Annotated in this window: 20 protein-coding genes; 15 read left to right on the top strand and 5 right to left on the bottom strand. The window is 61.7% G+C overall.

The window, feature by feature from the left end; genetic code table 11:
- The first annotated feature begins 311 nt into the window (after positions 1-311).
- From holA to AB4074_RS16335, 6 genes are all read left to right on the top strand, one after another.
- Positions 312-1,328, top strand: coding sequence for a DNA polymerase III subunit delta (gene holA / locus AB4074_RS16310; protein WP_441414321.1), 1,017 nt, complete (start codon positions 312-314; stop codon positions 1,326-1,328).
- Between the two features lie 421 nt (positions 1,329-1,749).
- Positions 1,750-2,046 carry a hypothetical protein gene (locus tag AB4074_RS16315; protein ID WP_441414322.1) on the top strand — a complete coding sequence of 99 codons (297 nt, stop codon included), beginning with the start codon at positions 1,750-1,752 and terminating at the stop codon, positions 2,044-2,046.
- 315 nt (positions 2,047-2,361) lie between these two features.
- A complete protein-coding gene (locus tag AB4074_RS16320; RefSeq protein WP_441414323.1) occupies positions 2,362-3,483 on the top strand; it encodes a hypothetical protein in 1,122 nt (373 codons plus the stop codon).
- Positions 3,480-4,091: an ABC transporter ATP-binding protein gene (locus tag AB4074_RS16325; RefSeq protein WP_441414324.1), complete on the top strand. Its 612-nt coding sequence runs from the start codon at positions 3,480-3,482 to the stop codon at positions 4,089-4,091. The genes AB4074_RS16320 and AB4074_RS16325 overlap by 4 nt, the downstream gene beginning before the upstream one ends.
- Positions 4,088-4,627 carry a hypothetical protein gene (locus AB4074_RS16330; RefSeq protein WP_441414325.1) on the top strand — a complete coding sequence of 180 codons (540 nt, stop codon included), beginning with the start codon at positions 4,088-4,090 and terminating at the stop codon, positions 4,625-4,627. Before AB4074_RS16325 ends, AB4074_RS16330 begins: the two co-directional genes overlap by 4 nt.
- Before the next feature lie 3 nt (positions 4,628-4,630).
- Positions 4,631-5,203 carry a hypothetical protein gene (locus AB4074_RS16335; RefSeq protein WP_441414326.1) on the top strand — a complete coding sequence of 191 codons (573 nt, stop codon included), beginning with the start codon at positions 4,631-4,633 and terminating at the stop codon, positions 5,201-5,203.
- Between the two features lie 55 nt (positions 5,204-5,258).
- Here AB4074_RS16335 and rpsT read toward each other — a convergent pair whose 3' ends face one another.
- Entirely contained in the window at positions 5,259-5,519 is a 261-nt protein-coding gene (gene rpsT / locus AB4074_RS16340; RefSeq protein WP_236810834.1) for a 30S ribosomal protein S20, read from the bottom strand.
- A 171-nt stretch (positions 5,520-5,690) separates the two neighbouring features.
- Positions 5,691-6,260 carry a type II toxin-antitoxin system PemK/MazF family toxin gene (locus AB4074_RS16345; RefSeq protein WP_441414327.1) on the bottom strand — a complete coding sequence of 190 codons (570 nt, stop codon included), beginning with the start codon at positions 6,258-6,260 and terminating at the stop codon, positions 5,691-5,693.
- Between the two features lie 147 nt (positions 6,261-6,407).
- On the opposite strand from AB4074_RS16345, the gene lepA reads away from it, so the two are divergent.
- Positions 6,408-8,261, top strand: a complete 1,854-nt coding sequence (lepA, locus tag AB4074_RS16350; RefSeq protein ID WP_441414328.1) for a translation elongation factor 4 — start codon at positions 6,408-6,410, stop codon at positions 8,259-8,261.
- A 78-nt stretch (positions 8,262-8,339) separates the two neighbouring features.
- Positions 8,340-9,569, top strand: a complete 1,230-nt coding sequence (gene hemW, locus AB4074_RS16355) for a radical SAM family heme chaperone HemW (protein ID WP_441414329.1) — start codon at positions 8,340-8,342, stop codon at positions 9,567-9,569.
- Positions 9,570-9,623: 54 nt separating this feature from the next.
- On the opposite strand, the gene AB4074_RS16360 is transcribed toward hemW, so the two are convergent.
- Complete coding sequence (locus tag AB4074_RS16360; protein ID WP_345447489.1) at positions 9,624-10,037, bottom strand: DUF4870 domain-containing protein; 414 nt, start codon at positions 10,035-10,037, stop codon at positions 9,624-9,626.
- Between the two features lie 102 nt (positions 10,038-10,139).
- Positions 10,140-10,997, bottom strand: a complete 858-nt coding sequence (locus AB4074_RS16365; RefSeq protein ID WP_441414330.1) for a DUF3097 domain-containing protein — start codon at positions 10,995-10,997, stop codon at positions 10,140-10,142.
- A 181-nt stretch (positions 10,998-11,178) separates the two neighbouring features.
- On the opposite strand from AB4074_RS16365, the gene hrcA reads away from it, so the two are divergent.
- The 3 genes from hrcA to AB4074_RS16380 all read left to right on the top strand — a co-directional run bounded on the left by hrcA (position 11,179) and on the right by AB4074_RS16380 (position 14,169).
- On the top strand, positions 11,179-12,192 hold the full coding sequence (hrcA, locus tag AB4074_RS16370) for a heat-inducible transcriptional repressor HrcA (protein WP_441414331.1): 1,014 nt from the start codon (positions 11,179-11,181) through the stop codon (positions 12,190-12,192).
- Between the two features lie 67 nt (positions 12,193-12,259).
- Positions 12,260-13,390 carry a molecular chaperone DnaJ gene (gene dnaJ / locus AB4074_RS16375; protein ID WP_059390014.1) on the top strand — a complete coding sequence of 377 codons (1,131 nt, stop codon included), beginning with the start codon at positions 12,260-12,262 and terminating at the stop codon, positions 13,388-13,390.
- A 2-nt stretch (positions 13,391-13,392) separates the two neighbouring features.
- On the top strand, positions 13,393-14,169 hold the full coding sequence (locus tag AB4074_RS16380; protein WP_441414332.1) for a 16S rRNA (uracil(1498)-N(3))-methyltransferase: 777 nt from the start codon (positions 13,393-13,395) through the stop codon (positions 14,167-14,169).
- Between the two features lie 33 nt (positions 14,170-14,202).
- Here AB4074_RS16380 and AB4074_RS16385 read toward each other — a convergent pair whose 3' ends face one another.
- Positions 14,203-15,090, bottom strand: a complete 888-nt coding sequence (locus tag AB4074_RS16385; protein WP_441414333.1) for a GerMN domain-containing protein — start codon at positions 15,088-15,090, stop codon at positions 14,203-14,205.
- A gap of 421 nt (positions 15,091-15,511) precedes the next feature.
- Between AB4074_RS16385 and AB4074_RS16390 the strand changes: the two genes are divergently transcribed.
- From AB4074_RS16390 to era, 4 genes are read left to right on the top strand one after another with little or no spacing between them, the layout of a single operon-like run.
- Complete coding sequence (locus AB4074_RS16390) at positions 15,512-16,600, top strand: PhoH family protein (protein WP_441414334.1); 1,089 nt, start codon at positions 15,512-15,514, stop codon at positions 16,598-16,600.
- Positions 16,597-17,070 carry an rRNA maturation RNase YbeY gene (gene ybeY, locus AB4074_RS16395; RefSeq protein ID WP_390277328.1) on the top strand — a complete coding sequence of 158 codons (474 nt, stop codon included), beginning with the start codon at positions 16,597-16,599 and terminating at the stop codon, positions 17,068-17,070. Before AB4074_RS16390 ends, ybeY begins: the two co-directional genes overlap by 4 nt.
- Positions 17,067-18,398, top strand: coding sequence for a hemolysin family protein (locus tag AB4074_RS16400; protein WP_441414335.1), 1,332 nt, complete (start codon positions 17,067-17,069; stop codon positions 18,396-18,398). Before ybeY ends, AB4074_RS16400 begins: the two co-directional genes overlap by 4 nt.
- Positions 18,382-19,344: a GTPase Era gene (gene era / locus AB4074_RS16405; protein WP_441414336.1), complete on the top strand. Its 963-nt coding sequence runs from the start codon at positions 18,382-18,384 to the stop codon at positions 19,342-19,344. The genes AB4074_RS16400 and era overlap by 17 nt, the downstream gene beginning before the upstream one ends.
- The last annotated feature ends 11 nt before the right edge of the window (positions 19,345-19,355 follow it).

Consider the following 19,355-nt stretch of genomic DNA (forward strand, 5'->3'; position numbering starts at 1 on the left):
GGAGCGGCAATGCCGTGGCCGGAAGGTCCCACGGGAATCGCGACCATGGTCCTGTGGTCCGTTTTCACCATCCTGATGGTGTGGCTGATCCTGCATCCAACGTGGGCGGGCTCGACCGTACTGTCGTTGCACCGCCGGCTGGTGCTCCTTATAGCCGCCGGGGAATTGACTGTCCGTCGCCGCTGGACCGATGGCCATTCCGCCGGCTCGCCTCCGCCAGGTATGCGGGTCGCGGGGTTGAGGAACACCGCCCGGGACGCTGCACGTGGGAGACTGGGACCAAAGCAAAACCCTTCTGGAAGGAAGCAACATTGGCTGCTGGCCAGGTCTCCAAGGCCAAAACCTCCGCGGCGAACACCGCCAGCTGGCGGGACGTTACCCCGTCCGCGGTAGTGCTCATCACCGGCCCTGAGGAGTACCTCGGAATCCGGGCCATGGATCGGATCCGCTCGCAGGTGCGGGCAGCGGCACCGGAAGTGGAAATCAGCAGACTCAATGCCGGCAGCTACGAGTCCGGTTCGCTCGCAATGGCGGTCACGCCGTCACTATTCGATGAGGCAAAACTCATCGAGATCGAGGGGCTCGAATCGATGACCGATGCTTTCCTCGCCGATGCCTTGAAATACGTAGCCCAACCGGAGAGCGACGTCGTGTTGGTCCTTCGCCACGGTGGCGGGGTGCGCGGAAAGAAGCTCCTGGACGCCATCAAGTCCTCGGGATGGCCGGTGGTTGACTGCCAGCCCTTGAAAAAGGACGCCGAGAAAACAGCTTTCGTCATCTCGGAATTCAAGGCAGGCGGGCGCCGCATCGAAGCGGAAGCTGTCCAGGCCCTCGTCAATGCCGTCGGCGCCAGCCTCTCCGAGCTCGCTGCGGCATGCAACCAGCTCATCGCGGACGCCACCACGGCCGTAGACGCAGCGACAGTGGAGCGCTACTATGGCGGCCGCGTGGAAGCCACGGCATTCAAGGTTGCGGACGCCGCCATGGCCGGCAACGGGCCCCAAGCCCTGTCCAGCCTCCGTCATGCCCTCGCCACCGGGGTTGACCCTGTGCCCCTGGTGGCCGCCCTCGCCGCGAAGCTCCGCACCCTGGCCAAGGTAGCTGGAGCCCAGGGATCTTCAGCCCAGATCGCCAAACAGCTTGGCATGCAGCCATGGCTCGTGGAACAGGCCCAACGTGACGTACGGCGTTGGACTCCCGAAGGCCTGGTCCGTTCCATCCAGGTCACGGCTGAAGCGGATGCCCAGGTAAAGGGCCTCTCGCGGGATCCCGTGTACGCGGTAGAGCACGCCGTCACGGTCATCGCCAACGCGGCCCGCGGCCGTTAGAGGGCTGGTGCCCGGCCGCTAGCCAACTCAGCCCGGCGCCGCGAGTTTCGTCCCCACGTACATCCCGCCAGTCCACAAGAAAGTCAACGGCGTGCCGCGACGCGCTCTGCGTGTCACCAGTGCACAAAGAGGCGGCAGGCTGGTACTCAATTTCGGGGCAATCACCACTCAATTTCGGGCAATGACCACTCAAATTCAAGCCAACGGCCGCCCAGACGGCCCTTTTGACCGTAGATTTCGCGGTGAGGGAATCCTTCCTCCGGATGCCGCGCCCGGCGTGTCTGCCCTCTGAGATGCCGGACGTGTGACTTTGCTTTGGGGACAAGGCCGAGTCTGTGGCCGACCAAGCCATCTTCGTCGGCCATGCCATCAGTCACTTTCCATGTGTGACTACGAAAGTCACCTAATGAAAGGAACATTCATGTCAACTCCCGTTGAGAGTCGAAACCGAAGCAACGCCTCATTCCCAGGGAAGATGGCGAAAATTGGAGGCGTCGGCTTTGCACTCTTCGTCACAGTGTCGGTAGCTTTTCAGGCCGCCGCTACCCTCGGCATCTCTTCCGCCCTTGCGACGAACATTTACTTTGCACTCAATGCTCTTTCTTGGGCAGCGGCAGCTGCAGCAGTCGTGGCGTCTTTCGGTATTGGAGCGGCAGTAGCGGGGCTGGTTTTTGGTCTGGCCAAGAAGTGGGCGCTGAAGCAGTTCGTTGCGTGGTAAGCCGCTGACACTTACGTGCTAACCCCTGAGAGGGCCACAATGAACTCACCTAACGTCAACCATGGGCGTCCTCGTGTATACGCTGTGGTCCTCTCCGGGTGCAAGGCCACCTTCACTAACGATTTTCGGCGAAGATCCCATCGACTCCAGGACCTTCTGACGAGTTTAGGCTTTTCATCGCACATCAGCGCAATTAACAATGCACTAATATTTGGGCATTTGTTGACACTACTAATCGTCGGTGTCGGAATAGTGTGGACGCCTCAACCGACTGGGTTAACCACATTGGGAATTCCGCTCCGCACTCCTGACGCAGTGAGCATCGTGACGGTGCTGTTGGCAATGGCACTTTTACAAACCAGGCGCCGCTACAGGAAAACCCATCGTTGTTGGAACACCGTGTCAGCACCCTTAGCTGTAGGGATGCGCGCAGGTTTGGTCCTTACGGATCTTGGTCTCGCCGGCATGCTCATCCTTCAGAACCTGCGGTGGCACAATGTCAATAACCTATTAGCTGCCGGGGCCCTCGTAATCTCATCATTTCTTGTCGTGGCACCCCTGAAGAGAGCGGCGATCCGGGTGCTCGTAGTTTTGATTGTTTCCTTGTCGGCGTGCAGCCTAATTCTTCTATTTACGAATGCACCGTCATTTGATCGCGTTGAAGGCTTCGGCTCCGGATCAGCTTACAAGTTGTTGTTGATCCTGGCTGGTACAGTTCTCACGGCCGCGTCCACCCCGGCTCTCTATAGGGCCACCGCTCATCCTCGTGCCCGACGTAGCCGAGGGTTGATGGCTGATTTATCAAATATGTCAGCATGCATTTTTCTCTTGTCAAGCTTGGCCTTGTCGGTCATGGAAATGACACCGTGGCCGTGGACGGCGCCGTTTATTGCTCTTGCTGTCTTTTTCTCGGGTTTAGTACTGTATCGATCATCTTTCGTACGGATCTCTTCACCTGAAACCTTGGGCTTTGCCCTATTCCTAGTAAGGCTAAGACCATCCTGGGTAAGGCCGCTCATTATCCGCAGCCTGGTAACTGCGATCGTAGTGACTGCGCCATTGACCTTTGTGCTATCTGTATTCTTCCTTTTAGGAAAGCACACCCAGGCGGCGGTCTTGCTTGTTGCTCTTGTCGCTCTCGAGATAAGCATCGACGCCTTGATCGTCCAGCGTCGGACAGCCGTCATGCCAGGCTCGCAAATCTCGAAATTGGCGCAGAAATCCCAGGCAGGCTTAGGCGCAGCGCTTTGCGCTGGCCTCGCAGTTGTGTTCTCAGGCATTCTCGGCACCGCTGCACCGCAAGCAACACAAGGTCCCGGGCTTGGCGTCACGTCTGGCGCACTGACTCTCGTGGCTGTTCTCTTGACCTCCTTGGTTCTCAACGACGCACCTGCGTGGGTCCGTGAACTATCAGTCACCGAAATGGAGGACACATGAAATCTCTAGCGCGCGTCGATCATGCCTTTGGATCCCACGTCATCTTTGACCGTGCCTCTGTAGACCTTCCGGACCGAGGCGTTGTTGCGCTTCGAGGGCCGAATGGATCTGGCAAAACGACCCTACTCAAGCTCCTTGGTGGCATGATCTCAACGTCGTGCACTGAAATCGGGCGGTGGAGAAAGGACTTCACGGCGGTCTATCTGGACACGGACTTTCTTACCCTCGACTACCTCACGGTAGAAGAACACTTGGACATGGTCAGGCCCCTGATCGGCCCGTCGGAGATGCCGGAAGATGACGGGCATCATCTTCTGACTGAACATATGATGCCAACCAAGGTTGTGGACCTATCCCTCGGACAGCGCCAGCGACTTGTTCTGACAGTAGCTTTGGCACTCAAGAACGTCGATGTCCTACTTCTCGACGAGCCTCTTAACGGAATGGACCAGCAAGGCTCTTTAGTTGCACGCCAGTCAATGCTCGCCGTAGGAAAAAGCCGACTGGTCCTCGTGGCTACCCACGAGGATGACCACTGGACCGACTACGATCTCGCGGTCCGCCAGAAGGATACGATCGAACTGCGCCCAACAGGAACGCGAAAATGAGCAGTCGTCTCACCAATAGCGTTCGCACTCCTTTCAAAGCCTTGCGTTCCCACTTCCCTTATCTGGGCACCGACTTCTTGAAAATTCAGATCGCCATAGCCTGCAGGATTGGTCTTGCTTCTCTCTTCACGTGGGGCAGTAGCAGTGACGTGACCTCGATCAGCGCCCCGGGAATACTTCTGCACAACGCTTCCTTGGCCGTTCTCGCACTTTTTCTGACCCACTACGGTGCGATCGTCATGATGATCCTCAACGGCATTTGGCTAGGGATGGGGCTGGTTGCAAGTACCGCGGCTATTGGCCTCCACCAGACCTTTGCGCTCACCGTAGTCCACATTCCATTCGAGATCGTAGCGTGGGCACTCACAATCCAAGGGGCACGCCTATTTTGGCCAACACTTCTCGGAATGATCAGAGGAGGACACACTTGGCGTCATGTGGCTCAAAAGACGCGCGAAGTCCTCATCACCGCAGCTACCTTCTACTTCCTGGCGGCCCTCGCCGAGTGGGCCGAACACGCACTACTCGAAAGGTAAGTCATGACCTCCGCGAGCCCAAAAACCTCCGACCCTCCCGCACCGCAGAGCCCGAAGAAAATCAACCCAGTCTGGATCATCTGCCTACTGCTCGCATACACTGCTGCTGCCCAATTCGCGGTGGGATCGAGCATTGAACGGCTGGCCACAGAAAATGCCGAACACAACCAATTTTCGAGCCAAGAGGTGCTCGTGACTTTCCTTCGCGTTGGCGTCATTATCTGGAGTACTCTGGCATCCTTTCTGCAGGGCCTCGTACTGAGGCTTATATACAAGGTCATCGTTAAAGGACATGGCCCCACCCTCGGAGCCAGCTGGTTTTGCGTTCTTCTAGGTCAAATCCCGTTCATGGCCACTGTGCTCGTCATGGGACTATTTTTGGAGCCCGAAGCGCAAGATCTCCTCGGTCAGGCCTGGGTGCGTATTCTGTTCGGCACCATCGCAGGGGCCATCTACATTGCGGCTGCGAAGACGGTGTTTGTTGCCCCGAAAGGGCGCCTTGCGATTCTCTTCGTCATCGTCGCCACCGTAAACTCGGTCCTGCTCGTCTCAGGTAGCTCCGCCTTAAATACCTGAGGCCGGCACCCAGGGGTGCCGGCCTCACGTTCAGCTCAGTCGAACTGGATAAACCTTAGAGTGCGCTGACCTTTTTGGAGATCGCCGACTTGCGGTTTGCAGCGTTGTTCTTGTGAATAACGCCCTTGCTGACAGCCTTATCCAGCTTACGGCTAGCAGCAACAAGAGCCTTTGCAGCGGCATCCTTGTCCGTGGACTCAACGGCGGTGGCGACGGCGCGGATGGCCGTCTTCAGCTCAGACTTGACGGCGTTGTTACGCAGGCGAGCCTTCTCGTTGGTGAGGATGCGCTTCTTCTGGGACTTGATATTAGCCACGTGTGTGAACTCTCTTTTTAATGCGGAAAATGGTCTAGAGGGTTTTCAGGTTGGCCATCGACTGAGCGGCGTGGGGATGCCTATGGCAGCCAACCATGAGTGGCCGTCGACCTGCACGGACACACAGCCATAAATATTATCAGACTCGGCGCTTTTCCGGGGATTTCGCGTCTATGCCGAGTCGTGTTGCCCGTTGAGCCGGCGCGCCACAAGTTGGAAAGTGCGTTTGTCGAGGACGGCACCCTCCCGCCGGACGTCCGCCGGATTGACGCGGACCACCCGGTCTACCTTGACCTCGCTCGGCCGGCCTTGGGGGTCCCAGGAACCGGTGCCGATGTCGACGTAGTCATCTGAACGGCGGCCGTTGTCGTGGTCTTTGCTGGTCAGCATCAGCCCCAGCAGCCACGCGCCGTCGTGCCCTATCAAAAGGACCGGCCGGTCCTTGCCCTGGGAATAATCCTCTTCGTACGGAACCCAGGACCACACGATCTCTCCCGGGTCCGGTTTGCCGTCGGGATTGGGGGAGTACCGCGGCGACACCGCGCCCCTGAAGTCGCCCGGATACGGGCGGGAAAGCTGCCCGACGTCGGTGCTTGCGTTCTGTGTCCGGTTCGCGTTCGCCGCGGCCCCGCCCTTCGGGGATCGGCGAGGGGGTGTGCCGGCCGGGGGTCCGATGATCCGTCGAAGGTAGCCCAGGGAGCCTTTGAGGAGTCTGCCAAGCAAGTGTGTGTCCGATGCCATGGAACCACCGTACTTTCCCTTGCCGTGCCAGTGCACAAGCGGCGCCGGGTTCATGGGAGACTATTAGTTCAGATATGCGGCATCGGCCGGAATGGTCCAGACCAGTCCGGAGTCCGGCCGTGTGAGTATCGACAGTAAGGACCCTGCGTGTCTCCCATGGCCCGCACCGCACCGGTGCCCGCCGCGACAGATCCGGCCATCATCCGGAACTTCTGCATCATTGCCCACATCGACCACGGTAAATCCACCTTGGCCGACCGCATGTTGCAGTACACCGGCGTCGTTAAGTCCCGCGACATGAAGGCCCAGTATCTGGACCGCATGGATATCGAACGCGAACGTGGCATCACCATCAAGTCCCAGGCTGTCCGCATGCCCTGGGAACTTGACGGCACCAGCTACGCCCTGAACATGATCGATACACCCGGCCACGTTGACTTCACCTATGAGGTTTCCCGTTCCCTCGCGGCCTGTGAAGGCGCAGTCCTCTTGGTGGATGCCGCGCAAGGCATCGAGGCCCAAACCTTGGCCAACCTCTACCTGGCGATGGAAAACAACCTCACCATCATTCCGGTGCTCAACAAGATCGACCTCCCGGCCGCCCAGCCCGAAAAGTACGCCGCGGAACTCGCCAACCTGATTGGCGGCGACCCCGAGGACGTGCTGCGCGTATCCGGCAAGACCGGTGTTGGCGTGGAGGCCCTGCTGGACAAAATCGTCCGCGATCTTCCGGCTCCTGTAGGCGACCCCAACGCACCGGCCCGCGCCATGATCTTCGACTCCGTGTACGACACCTACCGCGGCGTGGTCACCTACGTCCGCGTCGTGGACGGCATGCTGCACCCGCGCGAGCGGATCCAGATGATGTCCACCCGCGCCACCCACGAGCTCCTGGAAATCGGTGTCAGCTCTCCGGAGCCCACGCCCTCCAAGGGCCTGGGCGTCGGCGAAGTAGGCTACTTGATCACCGGCGTGAAGGACGTCCGCCAGTCAAAGGTCGGCGACACCGTGACCAACCTGGCCAAGCCCGCTTCGCAATCCCTCGCCGGTTACGCCGATGCCAAGCCTATGGTCTTCTCCGGCTTGTATCCCTTGGACGGTACGGACTATCCCGTGCTCCGGGATGCCCTCGAGAAGCTCATGCTCAACGACGCAGCACTCGTCTACGAACCTGAGACGTCTGCCGCCCTGGGCTTCGGTTTCCGCGTGGGCTTCCTTGGCCTGCTGCACTTGGAAATCACCCGTGAACGCCTCGAGCGCGAGTACAACCTCGACCTCATCTCCACCGCTCCCAACGTTGAGTACGAGGTCACGCTGGAGGACAAGCGGGTCCTGCACGTCACCAACCCGAGCGAATACCCCACCGGCAAGATCTCGGAGGTGCGCGAACCCATGGTGTCCGCCACCATCCTGGCGCCGAATGAGTTCGTGGGCGCCATCATGGAGCTGTGCCAGAGCCGCCGCGGCGTCATGGGCGGCATGGACTACCTCTCCGAAGACCGGGTGGAAATCCGGTACCGCCTTCCGCTGGCCGAAATCGTCTTCGATTTCTTCGACATCCTCAAGTCCAAGACCCGCGGCTACGGTTCGCTGGACTGGAAGGCCGACGGCGAGCAGGTCGCCGACCTGGTCAAGGTGGACATCATGCTCCAGGGCGAGCAGGTTGACGCTTTCAGTGCCATCACCCACCGCGACAAGGCCTACGCCTACGGCGTCATGATGACAGGCAAGCTGCGCGAGCTCATTCCCCGCCAGCAGTTCGAGGTGCCTATCCAGGCCGCCATCGGCTCGCGGATCATTGCCCGTGAGAGCATCCGCGCCATCCGCAAGGACGTCCTTGCCAAGTGCTATGGCGGTGACATCACCCGTAAGCGCAAACTTCTGGAAAAGCAGAAGGAAGGCAAGAAGCGCATGAAGATGGTGGGCCGCGTGGAAGTTCCACAGGAAGCGTTCATCGCAGCCCTGACCACCGACGAATCCAAGGACAAGGCCAAGAAGTAATGCGGCTTTTCGCCCGGGACACCACGGGACAGGCGCGCACTGTAATGGCGCGCGCAGGACGGGCACGAGGGGAAATCCGTGCCTAGCGTTCTTCCCCTCGGGGATCCGGCACCTGCGGACGGACTCTTGCCGCCGCAGGTGCTCGACGGCGTCGATTCACGCAAGTTTGGACTGTACGTCCACATACCTTTCTGTGCCGTCCGTTGCGGATACTGCGATTTCAACACCTACACCGCCACCGAGCTTGGCGGCGGTGCCTCCCAGGACGCCTACGCGTCTACTGCCATTTCGGAAGTGGAGTTCGCCGTCCGGGCCATGGAAGCCTCCGGGCTGCCGCAACGGCACCTGAGCACGGTGTTCTTCGGCGGCGGGACGCCGACCCTGCTGCCTGCCGAAGATCTCGCACGCATCCTGACGGCCGCCGTCGGGCACTGGGGCCTGGAAGCGGGAGCGGAAGTCACCACTGAGGCGAACCCGGACTCTGTGACGCCGGAGTCCCTCCAGCTGCTCGCAGACGCCGGCTTTACGCGGATTTCCTTCGGCATGCAGTCGGCGGTCCCTCACGTGCTCAAGGTCCTGGACCGTACACACACTCCCAGCCGGGTCCCCTTGGTGGTCCAATGGGCGCGCGACGCCGGCCTTGCTGTAAGCCTCGACCTCATCTATGGGACTCCCGGCGAGTCCATGGCTGATTGGCGGACCTCCCTCGAGACAGCGCTGTCCTACGGTCCGGACCACATCAGTGCCTATGCGCTGATCGTGGAAGAAGGCACCAAGCTGGCGGCGCAGATCCGGCGCGGAGAAGTTCCCGGCATCGACGACGACGACCACGCCGCCAAATACGAACTCGCCGATCAGCTGATCAGCGCCGCCGGTCTGGACTGGTACGAGGTCAGCAATTGGTCCCGCACTCCCGAACAGGCGTGCAAACACAACCTAGCCTATTGGCGGGGAGACGATTGGTGGGGCATCGGACCCGGTGCGCATTCCCACATGGGCGGCGTCCGCTGGTGGAACGTCAAACACCCCACAGCCTATGCCAACAGGCTCGGCAGCGGGGTGTCTCCGGCCGCTGGACGTGAAACGCTCGACGCCGGAACCCGGGAAGTGGAACGCATCATGCTGGAGGCCCGGCTCGGCACCGGGCTTCAAGTCGACGCGCTCGGCAAGGTGGGCCGCCACGCCGTCGCAGGCCTCATTGCAGACGGCCTGGTTGAGCCTGGAGCGGCCTTCCAAGGACGGCTGGTCCTGAAACTCAAGGGCCGGCTACTCGCGGACGCCGTGGTCCGCCGGATCCTTCCGGACTAGCGGCAGGCGCTAGCGCCCGGCGCGGGAGCCGGCATCGGAACCCGCGAAGACCGGCTACTTGATCCAGCGCAGGTTGAAGCGGTAGCGGTGCGGTTGTCCGTGGTTGACGCGGATTCCGGCTGACACCGAGAAGCAGGTCACGGCGACCCAGATCGCCGTGGCAAGGACAGCGAACAGGTTTCCCACCACCGGGAGCAAGACAAGGACGTTGGCGAGCACTGCGGCAATCGTCGGAGGCAAAGTGAAGTTGAGCGCTTCCTTGGATTCCTGTGCCGTAAAGGGGCCACGTTCGCGGAAGATCAGGTAGATCAGAAGCGAAGGAACGCAGCCAAGGATCCCGCCGAAGTGCGCCAGTGTTGCCCACTGCCGGTCTTCCGAGGCGGTCAAGGGCAGCGCGTTGGCAGGAACGCCGTGGTACTGGGACTGGCCCGAGGTGCCATCCCGATCGTCAGGAGCGTTGTCTGCCACAGTATCTTCCTTCGAGTATCAATCGGTGCAGTGTTGCTGTCCCAGAATACTTGCTCGGCACGCGATCAGCCGACCAACTCCTCTGCCCGGGGCACGCAATCGTCACGGAACAGTCAGGAAATCGATCACTTCTTCCACGCGGCCCAGCAAAGAGGGCTCCAAGTCGGCGTAGCTGTGGACGGCGCCAAGAAGCCTTTGCCAACCCAGCCCGACGTCCTCGGCCGTCTCATGCGGCCAGCCGAACGACCTCAGGATGCCGGTCTTCCAATCCGTGCCACGCGCGATGGTTGGCCATTGCTCGATCCCCAACACGTTGGGCCGGATTGCCTGCCAGACGTCCACGTAGGGATGTCCTACGATCAGGACGTTTCCCGCGGCGCCCGGCAGTGTCATGGCGTCGGCAGCAATCCGCGACTCCTTCGAATCCGGTACCAAGTGGTCCACGAGGATTCCGAGCCGGCGGCCCGGGCCGGGGGAGAACCCGGCAATGGCCGCCTTGAGATCGTCCACGCCGTGCAAGGGCTCGACGACGATGCCCTCCACCCGGAGATCATCTCCCCACACTTTTTCCACCAGTTCAGCGTCGTGCTTGCCTTCCACCCAAATCCGGCTCGCCTTGGCGACTTGGGCCCGCTGGCCGGCGACGCGGACGGATCCCGATGCCGTCCTGCCTGCTTGCGCCGCGGCCTTGGCGGCCGCGGCGCGTGGAGCCGGCGGCACGAGCTTCACTGCTTGTCCCTCCAGGAGGAATCCGAAGCCGAGCCGGAACGATTTGGCCTTTCCCCGCCGATCCTCAAGCACCACAATGTGCATGCCTCCGGACTTTTCCACCCTGGTCACGGCCCCGACCCAACCGGACTGCACGTCCTCGAGAACCATCCCGCGTTCAACGGGCACCTCAGGCAGTTGCCGTTTGGCAGGCGAGGAGAGGTCTTGCGGGCCCCAATTGTCGTAAGACACGGTCTTCACACCACTTTGCGCTAGGGGGATCGTTGATGGTCCGTGGCATTACCCACGGCCGCGCGGGAATCATGTTCGCCGCGAGCGGTACCAATGCTAACAACGAGGTGGCTCATACTAGACTTGTTAGCACTTGGGCATGTTGAGTGCTAATTGTTGAAATGTTGATTGGAGGTGGGCAGTGAGCGAACCACGCAAGCTTGAAGTGCTACGCGCCATCGTGGAGGACTACGTTCACTCCCGCGAGCCCGTCGGCTCCAAAGCCTTGGTTGAACGGCACCATTTGGGAGTGTCGAGCGCCACCATCCGCAATGACATGGCACTTCTGGAAGAAGAAGGCCTCATAGCCGCACCGCACACGAGTGCCGGCCGCATTCCCACGGACAAGGGCTACCGCCTGTTCGTCGACCGCATCTCCGAGGTCAAGCCGCTTTCGGCTGCCGAGCGCCGGGCTATCCATTCCTTGCTTGAGGGACCCGACGACGTTGAGGACATCCTTGAGCGCACCGTCCGGCTCCTCTCCCAACTGACCAACCAGGTCGCCGTCGTCCAGTACCCGCACCTGAGCCGCGCGCGCGTCCGGCACATTGAGTTTGTCCTTTTGGCACCGCGCCAGGTCTTGGTGGTATTGATCGCCGATTCTGGCAAGGTGGAACAGGGCGTTGTGCACGCAGCGACGGACGCCACCGACGAAGAGCTCATGGCCTTGCGCGCGCGGTTCCTTGGAAGCATTGCCGGCTCCCAGCTCGACCTCATGCCGCAAGTCCTGCCCTCGGTGGTTGCCTTGTGCCCGCCGACCCTTCGCAACCTTGCAGGCGCCCTTGCCCACGGCCTGGAAAGGCTTGCCGAGCGGAGCCGCGACGAGCGCATGGTCATGGCAGGCACGGCAAACCTGGCCCGCTCCAACGTGGACTTCCCGCTGAGCATCGGTCCGGTCCTCGAAGCGCTCGAGGAGCAGGTCGTCATGTTGCGGCTGCTGTCGGATATGGCGGAAGACCCTCGCGGCGTCACGGTGAGCATCGGCCGCGAAAACCCTTATGACAGCCTCTCGGAGGCTTCGGTGGTTGCCACGGGCTACGGTCCGGGCAGCAGCGCCAAGATCGGCATTCTTGGACCCACCCGCATGGACTACCCCAACACCATGGCGGCCGTCCGTGCCGTCGCACGCTACCTTTCCCGCATTCTGGGCGGCTGACAGCCTCGGCTGGAAGGCGCCTCGCAAGAAACGCAGTGGAACCGTAAACAAGGAAGAGATACCGACTTTGAGCAGTCACTATGACGTTCTGGGCGTCTCGCCGGAAGCAACCGGCGAGGAGATCAAAAAGGCCTACCGCAAACTCGCACGTAAGCTGCACCCCGATGTGAACCCCGGGGCCGGTGCAGCCGAGGAATTCAAGGCGGTGACCCACGCTTACGAGGTCCTCTCCGACCCCCAGAAGCGCCGCGTCTACGACGCCACCGGCAACGAGAACGGGACCGACAACGGTTTCGGCGGAGGATACGCGGGCCAGGGATTCGCCTTCCAGGACATCTTCGATACCTTCTTCGGCGGAGGAGGCGGCGGCATGCAGGGCCCCGCATCACGTATGCGCCGCGGGCAGGACGCCCTGATCAGCGTTCGCATCGACTTGCGTGAGGCCGTGTTTGGTGTCAATAAGAAGCTTGAGGTGGACACCGCTGTCATCTGTCCCACGTGCGAAGGCTCATGCTGCCGTCCGGGCACCCACCCGGAGCGCTGCGACATCTGTGGCGGCTCGGGCCAGGTCCAGCGGGCTGTGCGCTCGATCCTCGGCCAGGTCATGACAGCCGCACCGTGTGGATCGTGCGAAGGTTTCGGCTCGATCATCAAGGATCCTTGCAATGAGTGCAACGGTCAGGGCCGCATCCGCAGCCGCCGTTCACTGACCGTCAAGGTGCCTGGCGGCGTCGCTACGGGGACCCGCATCCAGCTGTCGTCGCAAGGCGAAGCAGGTCCCGCGGGCGGTCCTCCCGGTGACCTCTACGTGGAGATCCGGGTCAACAGTGACTCCACCTACATCCGCGAAGGCGACGACCTTCACGCCACGCTGAGCGTTCCCATGACTGCCGCGGCACTGGGTACTGAGCTGCAGCTTGAGACTTTCGACGGTCCCCAGGAGATTGACGTCAAGTCCGGCACGCAGTCCGGCGAAGTCATCACCCTGCGTGGACTTGGCGTCACCCATCTCCGCGGCTACGGCAGGGGAGACCTCAAGGTGCACCTGCACGTTGAGACGCCCGGCAAGCTCGACGCCGCACAGGAAGACCTGCTTCGCCAACTGGCAAAATTGCGCGGAGAGCAGTTCACCGAAGGCAAGCTTGTGGCCAGCGGCGGTATGTTCGCGAAGCTGCGGGACAAGCTCGGTAACCTATAGCGGTGAGCAACCCCGTATTTTTCACAGCAGCCGGAACGCTTGACGGGCTCGGCCCTGGAGACACTTTCGTGCTCGACGGCGCCGAAGCCAGGCATGCTGTCACCGTCAAGCGCCTGGAAATCGGCGAAGCCGTCGATATTGCCGACGGTGCCGGAAAACGGCTCACGGGCACCGTGACCGAATCCGGGCAGGGAACCCTGACAGTCCTTGCCACCGCTGTCCAGGAGGAGCACCAACCAACCGTGCGGCTCGTGTTGGTCCAGGCCCTCGCGAAGGGCGACCGTGACGAACTTGCCGTCGAGACGGCAACGGAACTCGGGATCGACGCCGTCGTGCCCTGGCAGGCGGAGCGTTCCATCGTCCGTTGGAAGGGTGACAGGGCGGCCAAAGCCCACGCGAAGTGGCAGTCCGTCGCCACGGCAGCCGCCAAGCAGGCGCGGCGCGCGTGGATTCCCGAGGTGCGTGCCGCCGTCGACGGCTCTGGCCTGGCTGCAGCGGTTGCCGCGGCTGACTTGGCGATCATCCTGCATGAGGACGCGAAACGTCCGCTGCGGGATGTCTTGGAGAAGTGGCAGGCCGAGGTTTTCGACGCGGATACCGGAGCGGGTCGGGAAGTCCTGCTCATCGTCGGCCCGGAGGGTGGCATTTCACCGCGCGAAGTGACGAAGCTCAGCGACGTCGGCGCCGTCACCGCGCTCTTGGGCCACCACGTGCTTCGGTCGTCGACGGCGGGACCCGCCGCCGTCGTGCTGGCCAGTGACATTCTGGGGCGTTGGTAGCCCGCGGCGCACGTCCTGGATCAGCGCACGGCCTCAGCGAACGCTGAAAGTACGGGTATCCGTCGCGACGTCGGCGTCGTTGGGTCCTACCAAGGAAACCCGCAATTCATAGCGGCCCGCTCCGAGCCCCACTGTGAGGCTGAAGGCTCCACCTTGTCCGGGAACGGTAGAAGCAGTGGTCTGCCCGGCGAGGTAGGAGGACTTGTCGCCGTTTGAGTTCTCGCGAAGGATTTGCCAATGCAGTTTCTTCGAGGGGTCCGTGCTCCGGCCGTTGAACTTGACCGGACCGGCAGGCAAGGTCAGATCCTCTTGCGGGTCGATGATCCACACCGGTGCCACCATGGACGCGTCGCGGACCATCGGATCGCCTAGTTTGACCTGCCCGAATGCCATGTAGTCCGTGTGCCCGTCCACCAGGATGGTCACCTTGATCTGCTGTCCTGAATCGATCAGTCCTGAACTTGCGGCCGCTGCGGTGGCGGTATAGACGAGTTCCTGGACCGCCCGCTGTGCCATCCCGGCGTCGAGATTGGAATTGAACGCGTCGCGGGAAACATCGACAGTGACGACGTTCTTACCGGAAATCGAGGTCGCCAGGCTGCCTGGGCTCTGCCACGGCGTGAAGAAATCGTGATCCAACGGCTTCTGGGACATCATGATCCGCAGGGCCGTGGTGATGGGGTTCTCGTTGCCAGGGTTGTCACGGAATTCGCGGTACAGGAAGGTGTCCGTGTCGCTACGCCCGATCCAATACACGGGGATCTTGTTTGAGGCCTGGGTTGTTTCGAGCGGAGCATTGCTGTCCGGCACCGTCTGCAGTGCAACTGTCGGTGTGGGGATCGGAGTCGTGGATCCCTGTCCCGTGCGATCGGCAATGCAGCCCGACAGGAACAAGGCAGCCGTCAAAGCGGTCACAAGCATCGCGGAGCGTTTCCGGATGCGTGTGCCGTGTGGAGTGACGGCTGGCCTGGTGATGGTGGATTCCTGCTCGTGTTCGGCCGCGGTGTTGCGGGGGAGTCATGCGCCCGGTGGCCGGGCACAGGGGCATTTTGCCCATGAATCAGCTTGTCACAGTCTCCAGGGCCCCGGCTGGCGTTTCGATACCCCGGCGGCCAACTGCAATCCGATTGATACGAGGTCGATGCCGAGTTGATACCAAAGCGGCATGGATCGGCCGTCCGCGGCCCCGCCGGGCACGGTCTGGAACCACCCCGGAGACTGGCTGGCGTAGGATTGAAAGCAATCCGAGGCCCGCGATCGTGCGCCCATCCAGCAGACGGACATCGGAGAAAATCGATGGACATCACCAAGCCGGAGGAGCAGAGGCCGCAAGGCCAGCACTATGACAGAATCATTGAACGGGCGGCCCAAGGCCGGCAGCGTTGACACAGGTCCGGCCGAGTTCCCACACTCTGTCCCGGGCGCCCGGACGGAAGTTGTCATCTTTGACAACTCGGATCAGATGGTTCAGACCCTTGGCAGCCATGACGAGGCGTTGCGCTACATCGAAGCCCAGTTCCCCGGCGTCGACTTTCATGTGCGCGGCAACGAGCTCTCCTTCAGCGGACCGTCGAGCGATGTTCCCCGGATCATGCGGCTTCTGGAGGAAGTCCGCGGCCTGGTCGGCAAGGGGACGGTCATCACCCCGGACGTGCTCCAGCAACTCGTGTCCTTGTTGCGCAGCCAGTCCCTCCAAAACCCCGTCGAAGTCCTGACCCACAACATCCTTTCGAGCCGCGGGCGCACCATCCGCCCCAAGACGCTGAACCAGAAAAACTATGTCGACGCGATTGACGACAACACCGTCATCTTCGGGATCGGCCCTGCGGGCACGGGCAAAACTTATCTGGCCGTCGCCAAGGCTGTTCAGGCACTGCAGCTCAAGGAAGTCAGCCGCATCATCCTCACGAGGCCGGCCGTCGAAGCCGGAGAGCGCCTCGGCTTCCTGCCGGGGACGCTGAGCGACAAGATCGATCCGTATCTGCGCCCTTTGTACGACGCATTGCACGACATGATGGACCCGGAATCGATCCCGCGGCTCATGGCCGCCGGGACCATTGAGGTAGCACCGCTCGCTTACATGCGCGGCCGCACGCTCAACGACGCGTTCATCATTCTTGACGAGGCGCAGAACACCACCGCGGAACAGATGAAGATGTTCCTGACACGGCTCGGCTTCGGTTCCAAGATGGTTGTCACGGGGGATATCACCCAAGTGGACCTGCCCTTCGGTGCCACCTCCGGGCTGCGCATCGTCCAGGAAATCCTCAGCGGGATCGACGACGTGAACTTTACGATGCTGGACGCGTCCGACGTCGTCAGGCACCGATTGGTCGCCGACATCGTGATCGCGTACAGCAAATGGGATGAAAAGCACCGGGCGCGTGCACAGCACACGCCGATCCACGACAAACGGGGAGAACACCGATGAGCATCGAGGTCAACAACGAGTCCGGCGTCCAGGTGGACGAGGCACAATTGGTGACGCTCTCACGCTTCATCTTCGAGCGGCTCTACATTCACCCCCAGGCCGAACTTTCCATCCTCCTGGTGGATGAAGCTGCGATGGAAAAGCTCCACATTGAACTCATGGACGAACCCGGCGCCACCGATGTCCTGTCTGTTCCTATGGATGAGTTGACGCCGGGGACGCCGGGGAAGCCGACTCCGCAGGGCATGCTGGGCGACATCGCCATCTGCCCGCAGGTAGCCGAAGTACAAGCGCGCAACGCAGGTCATTCAACGCAGGATGAAATGCTCCTGCTCTGCACCCACGGAATCCTCCACCTGCTCGGTTTCGACCACGCCGAACCGGAGGAAAAGGAAGAAATGTTCGGCCTGCAGCGTGAGCTGCTGTCCGCGTTCCTTGGCAAGGACGCCCCCATGGAGACCATGCTGTGACCTCGCTCATCCTGGTCGGGATGGCGTTGGTGTTCCTCAGTTTCGTCGCCCTGCTGACCGCGGCTGAGGCTGCCTTCACCTTCCTGCCGCGGCACGACGCGGAGCAAGCCATCGTCAAGAGCCGGGGGAATGCGCTTCGCAGCATCCTCGCGCAGCCTATTGCGCACATCCGGGCGCTGCGTTTCTGGCGGGTCTGGTTCGAGATGGCGGCAGCGGTGGCCGTCGCCGTCGTCATGCATAGCCTCCTCGAGAACGTCTGGCTTGCCGGTTTGGCAGCGACGGGCATCATGGCCGTCATTGGTTTCGTTCTGGTGGGCGTTTCGCCCCGTCAACTCGGACGCGCCCACTCTGGCGGCGTGGTTCGCTACTCTGCCCCGCTCATCAGGTTCCTGTGCTGGATCCTGGGTCCCATTCCCGGCTGGCTCGTGAGGATCGGCAGCGTGGTGGCACCCGGTGCGCCCAGCGGCGATGAAGCTTTCTTCAGCGAGGAAGAATTCCGTGAACTTGTCGACAGGGCCACGGAATCCGACATGATCGAGGACAGCGAGGCCGAACTCATCCAGTCGGTCTTCGACTTCGGCGACACGCTAGTGCGCTCGGTGATGGTCCCTCGAACGGACATTGTGAGCATCGAGTCCGGATCCAGCCTGGAGCAGGCCATGGCCCTGTTCCTGCGCTCCGGATACTCAAGGATCCCCGTTATCGGCGAGAATGCGGACCAGATCCGCGGCATTCTCTATTTGAAGGACGTCGCTGCCGCGTTGCACCGCCCGGAACAGCCATCAGTGCGCCAGGACGTTGATGCCATAGCCCGCGAGGCCCGTTTCGTTCCCGAATCAAAGCCTGTCAGCGACCTCCTCAGCGAGCTCCAGCAAGAGTCCACGCATGTGGCCGTAGTGATTGACGAATACGGCGGCACGGCCGGGCTGGTGACCCTCGAGGACCTCATCGAGGAAATCGTGGGGGAGATCGTGGATGAGTACGACTCCAACGATGCGGAAGTCGCTGACTTGGGTGATGGCACGTACCGCGTCAGTTCACGGATGAGCATCGACGACCTCGGCGAGCTTTTCCACATTGACCTCGACGACGACGAAGTGGACACAGTGGGCGGCCTCCTGGCCAAAACCCTGGGCAAGGTGCCGATCGTAGGCAGCGCAGTGAGGGTGGATGGGATCTCCTTGAAAGCCGATAGGCTGGAAGGCCGGCGAAACCGGGTCAGCCATATCATTGCGGCAGCCATTCCAAAAGAAGACACTGACCTTGAAGACCTTCTCGACGAGGCCGACACAACGCAACAGGGAGTTCCACGTGAGCAAGCACAATAAGAAGTTCGACGCCGATCAGGACTTCGGCGGCTTCCACGCGGGTTTCTCGGTTCTTGTGGGCCGTCCGAATGCCGGCAAGTCCACCCTCACCAATGCTTTGGTTGGCCAGAAGGTGGCCATCACCTCGGCAAAGCCGCAGACCACGAGGCACACGATCCGCGGCATTGTCCATCGGGAGAACGCACAACTTATCCTCGTGGACACTCCTGGCCTGCACCGCCCGCGCACCCTCCTTGGCAAGCGGCTCAACGATCTCGTCGCGGACACCCTCTCCGAAGTGGACGCCATTGGTTTCTGCCTGCCCGCCAACGAGAAGATCGGACCGGGCGACAAATACATTGCAGCCCAGCTCGCCGCCGTCGGGCGCAAGCCGATCATCGCACTTGTCACCAAGACCGACCTGGTGGACCGCCAGGCCTTGACCGAACAACTCCTGGCTGTAGCCGCGTTGGGCCGCGAAGTCCTCGGCGAACAAGGCTGGGCTGATATCGTTCCGGTTTCCGCGACCGACGGCTTCCAGGTCAGTACGGTCGCCGACGTCTTCATCGGCCACATGCCTCCTTCTCCGCCCCTCTACCCGGACGGCGAACTCACCGATGAACCGGAGGCCGTCATGGTCGCCGAACTTATCCGGGAAGCAGCCCTGGAAGGCGTCCGGGACGAGCTTCCCCACTCGTTGGCTGTGGTGGTGGAGGAAATCCTGCCCCGCGAAGGCCGCTCCGAAGACAACCCGCTCCTCGACGTGCGGGTCAATTTGTACGTTGAACGCCCGTCCCAGAAGGCCATCATCATCGGCAAGGCCGGAAGCCGGCTGCGCGAGGTCGGAACGAACGCCCGCAAGGGCATTGAGGCCCTTTTGGGAACCAAGATCTACCTCGACTTGCACGTCAAAGTGGCCAAGGACTGGCAGCGCGACCCGAAGCAACTCGTGAAGTTGGGATTCTAGCCGCTGGGGAA

It is taken from the genome of Arthrobacter sp. 2MCAF14 (genome assembly GCF_052115645.1).
In the GTDB taxonomy this organism is placed as follows: Bacteria; Actinomycetota; Actinomycetes; order Actinomycetales; family Micrococcaceae; genus Arthrobacter.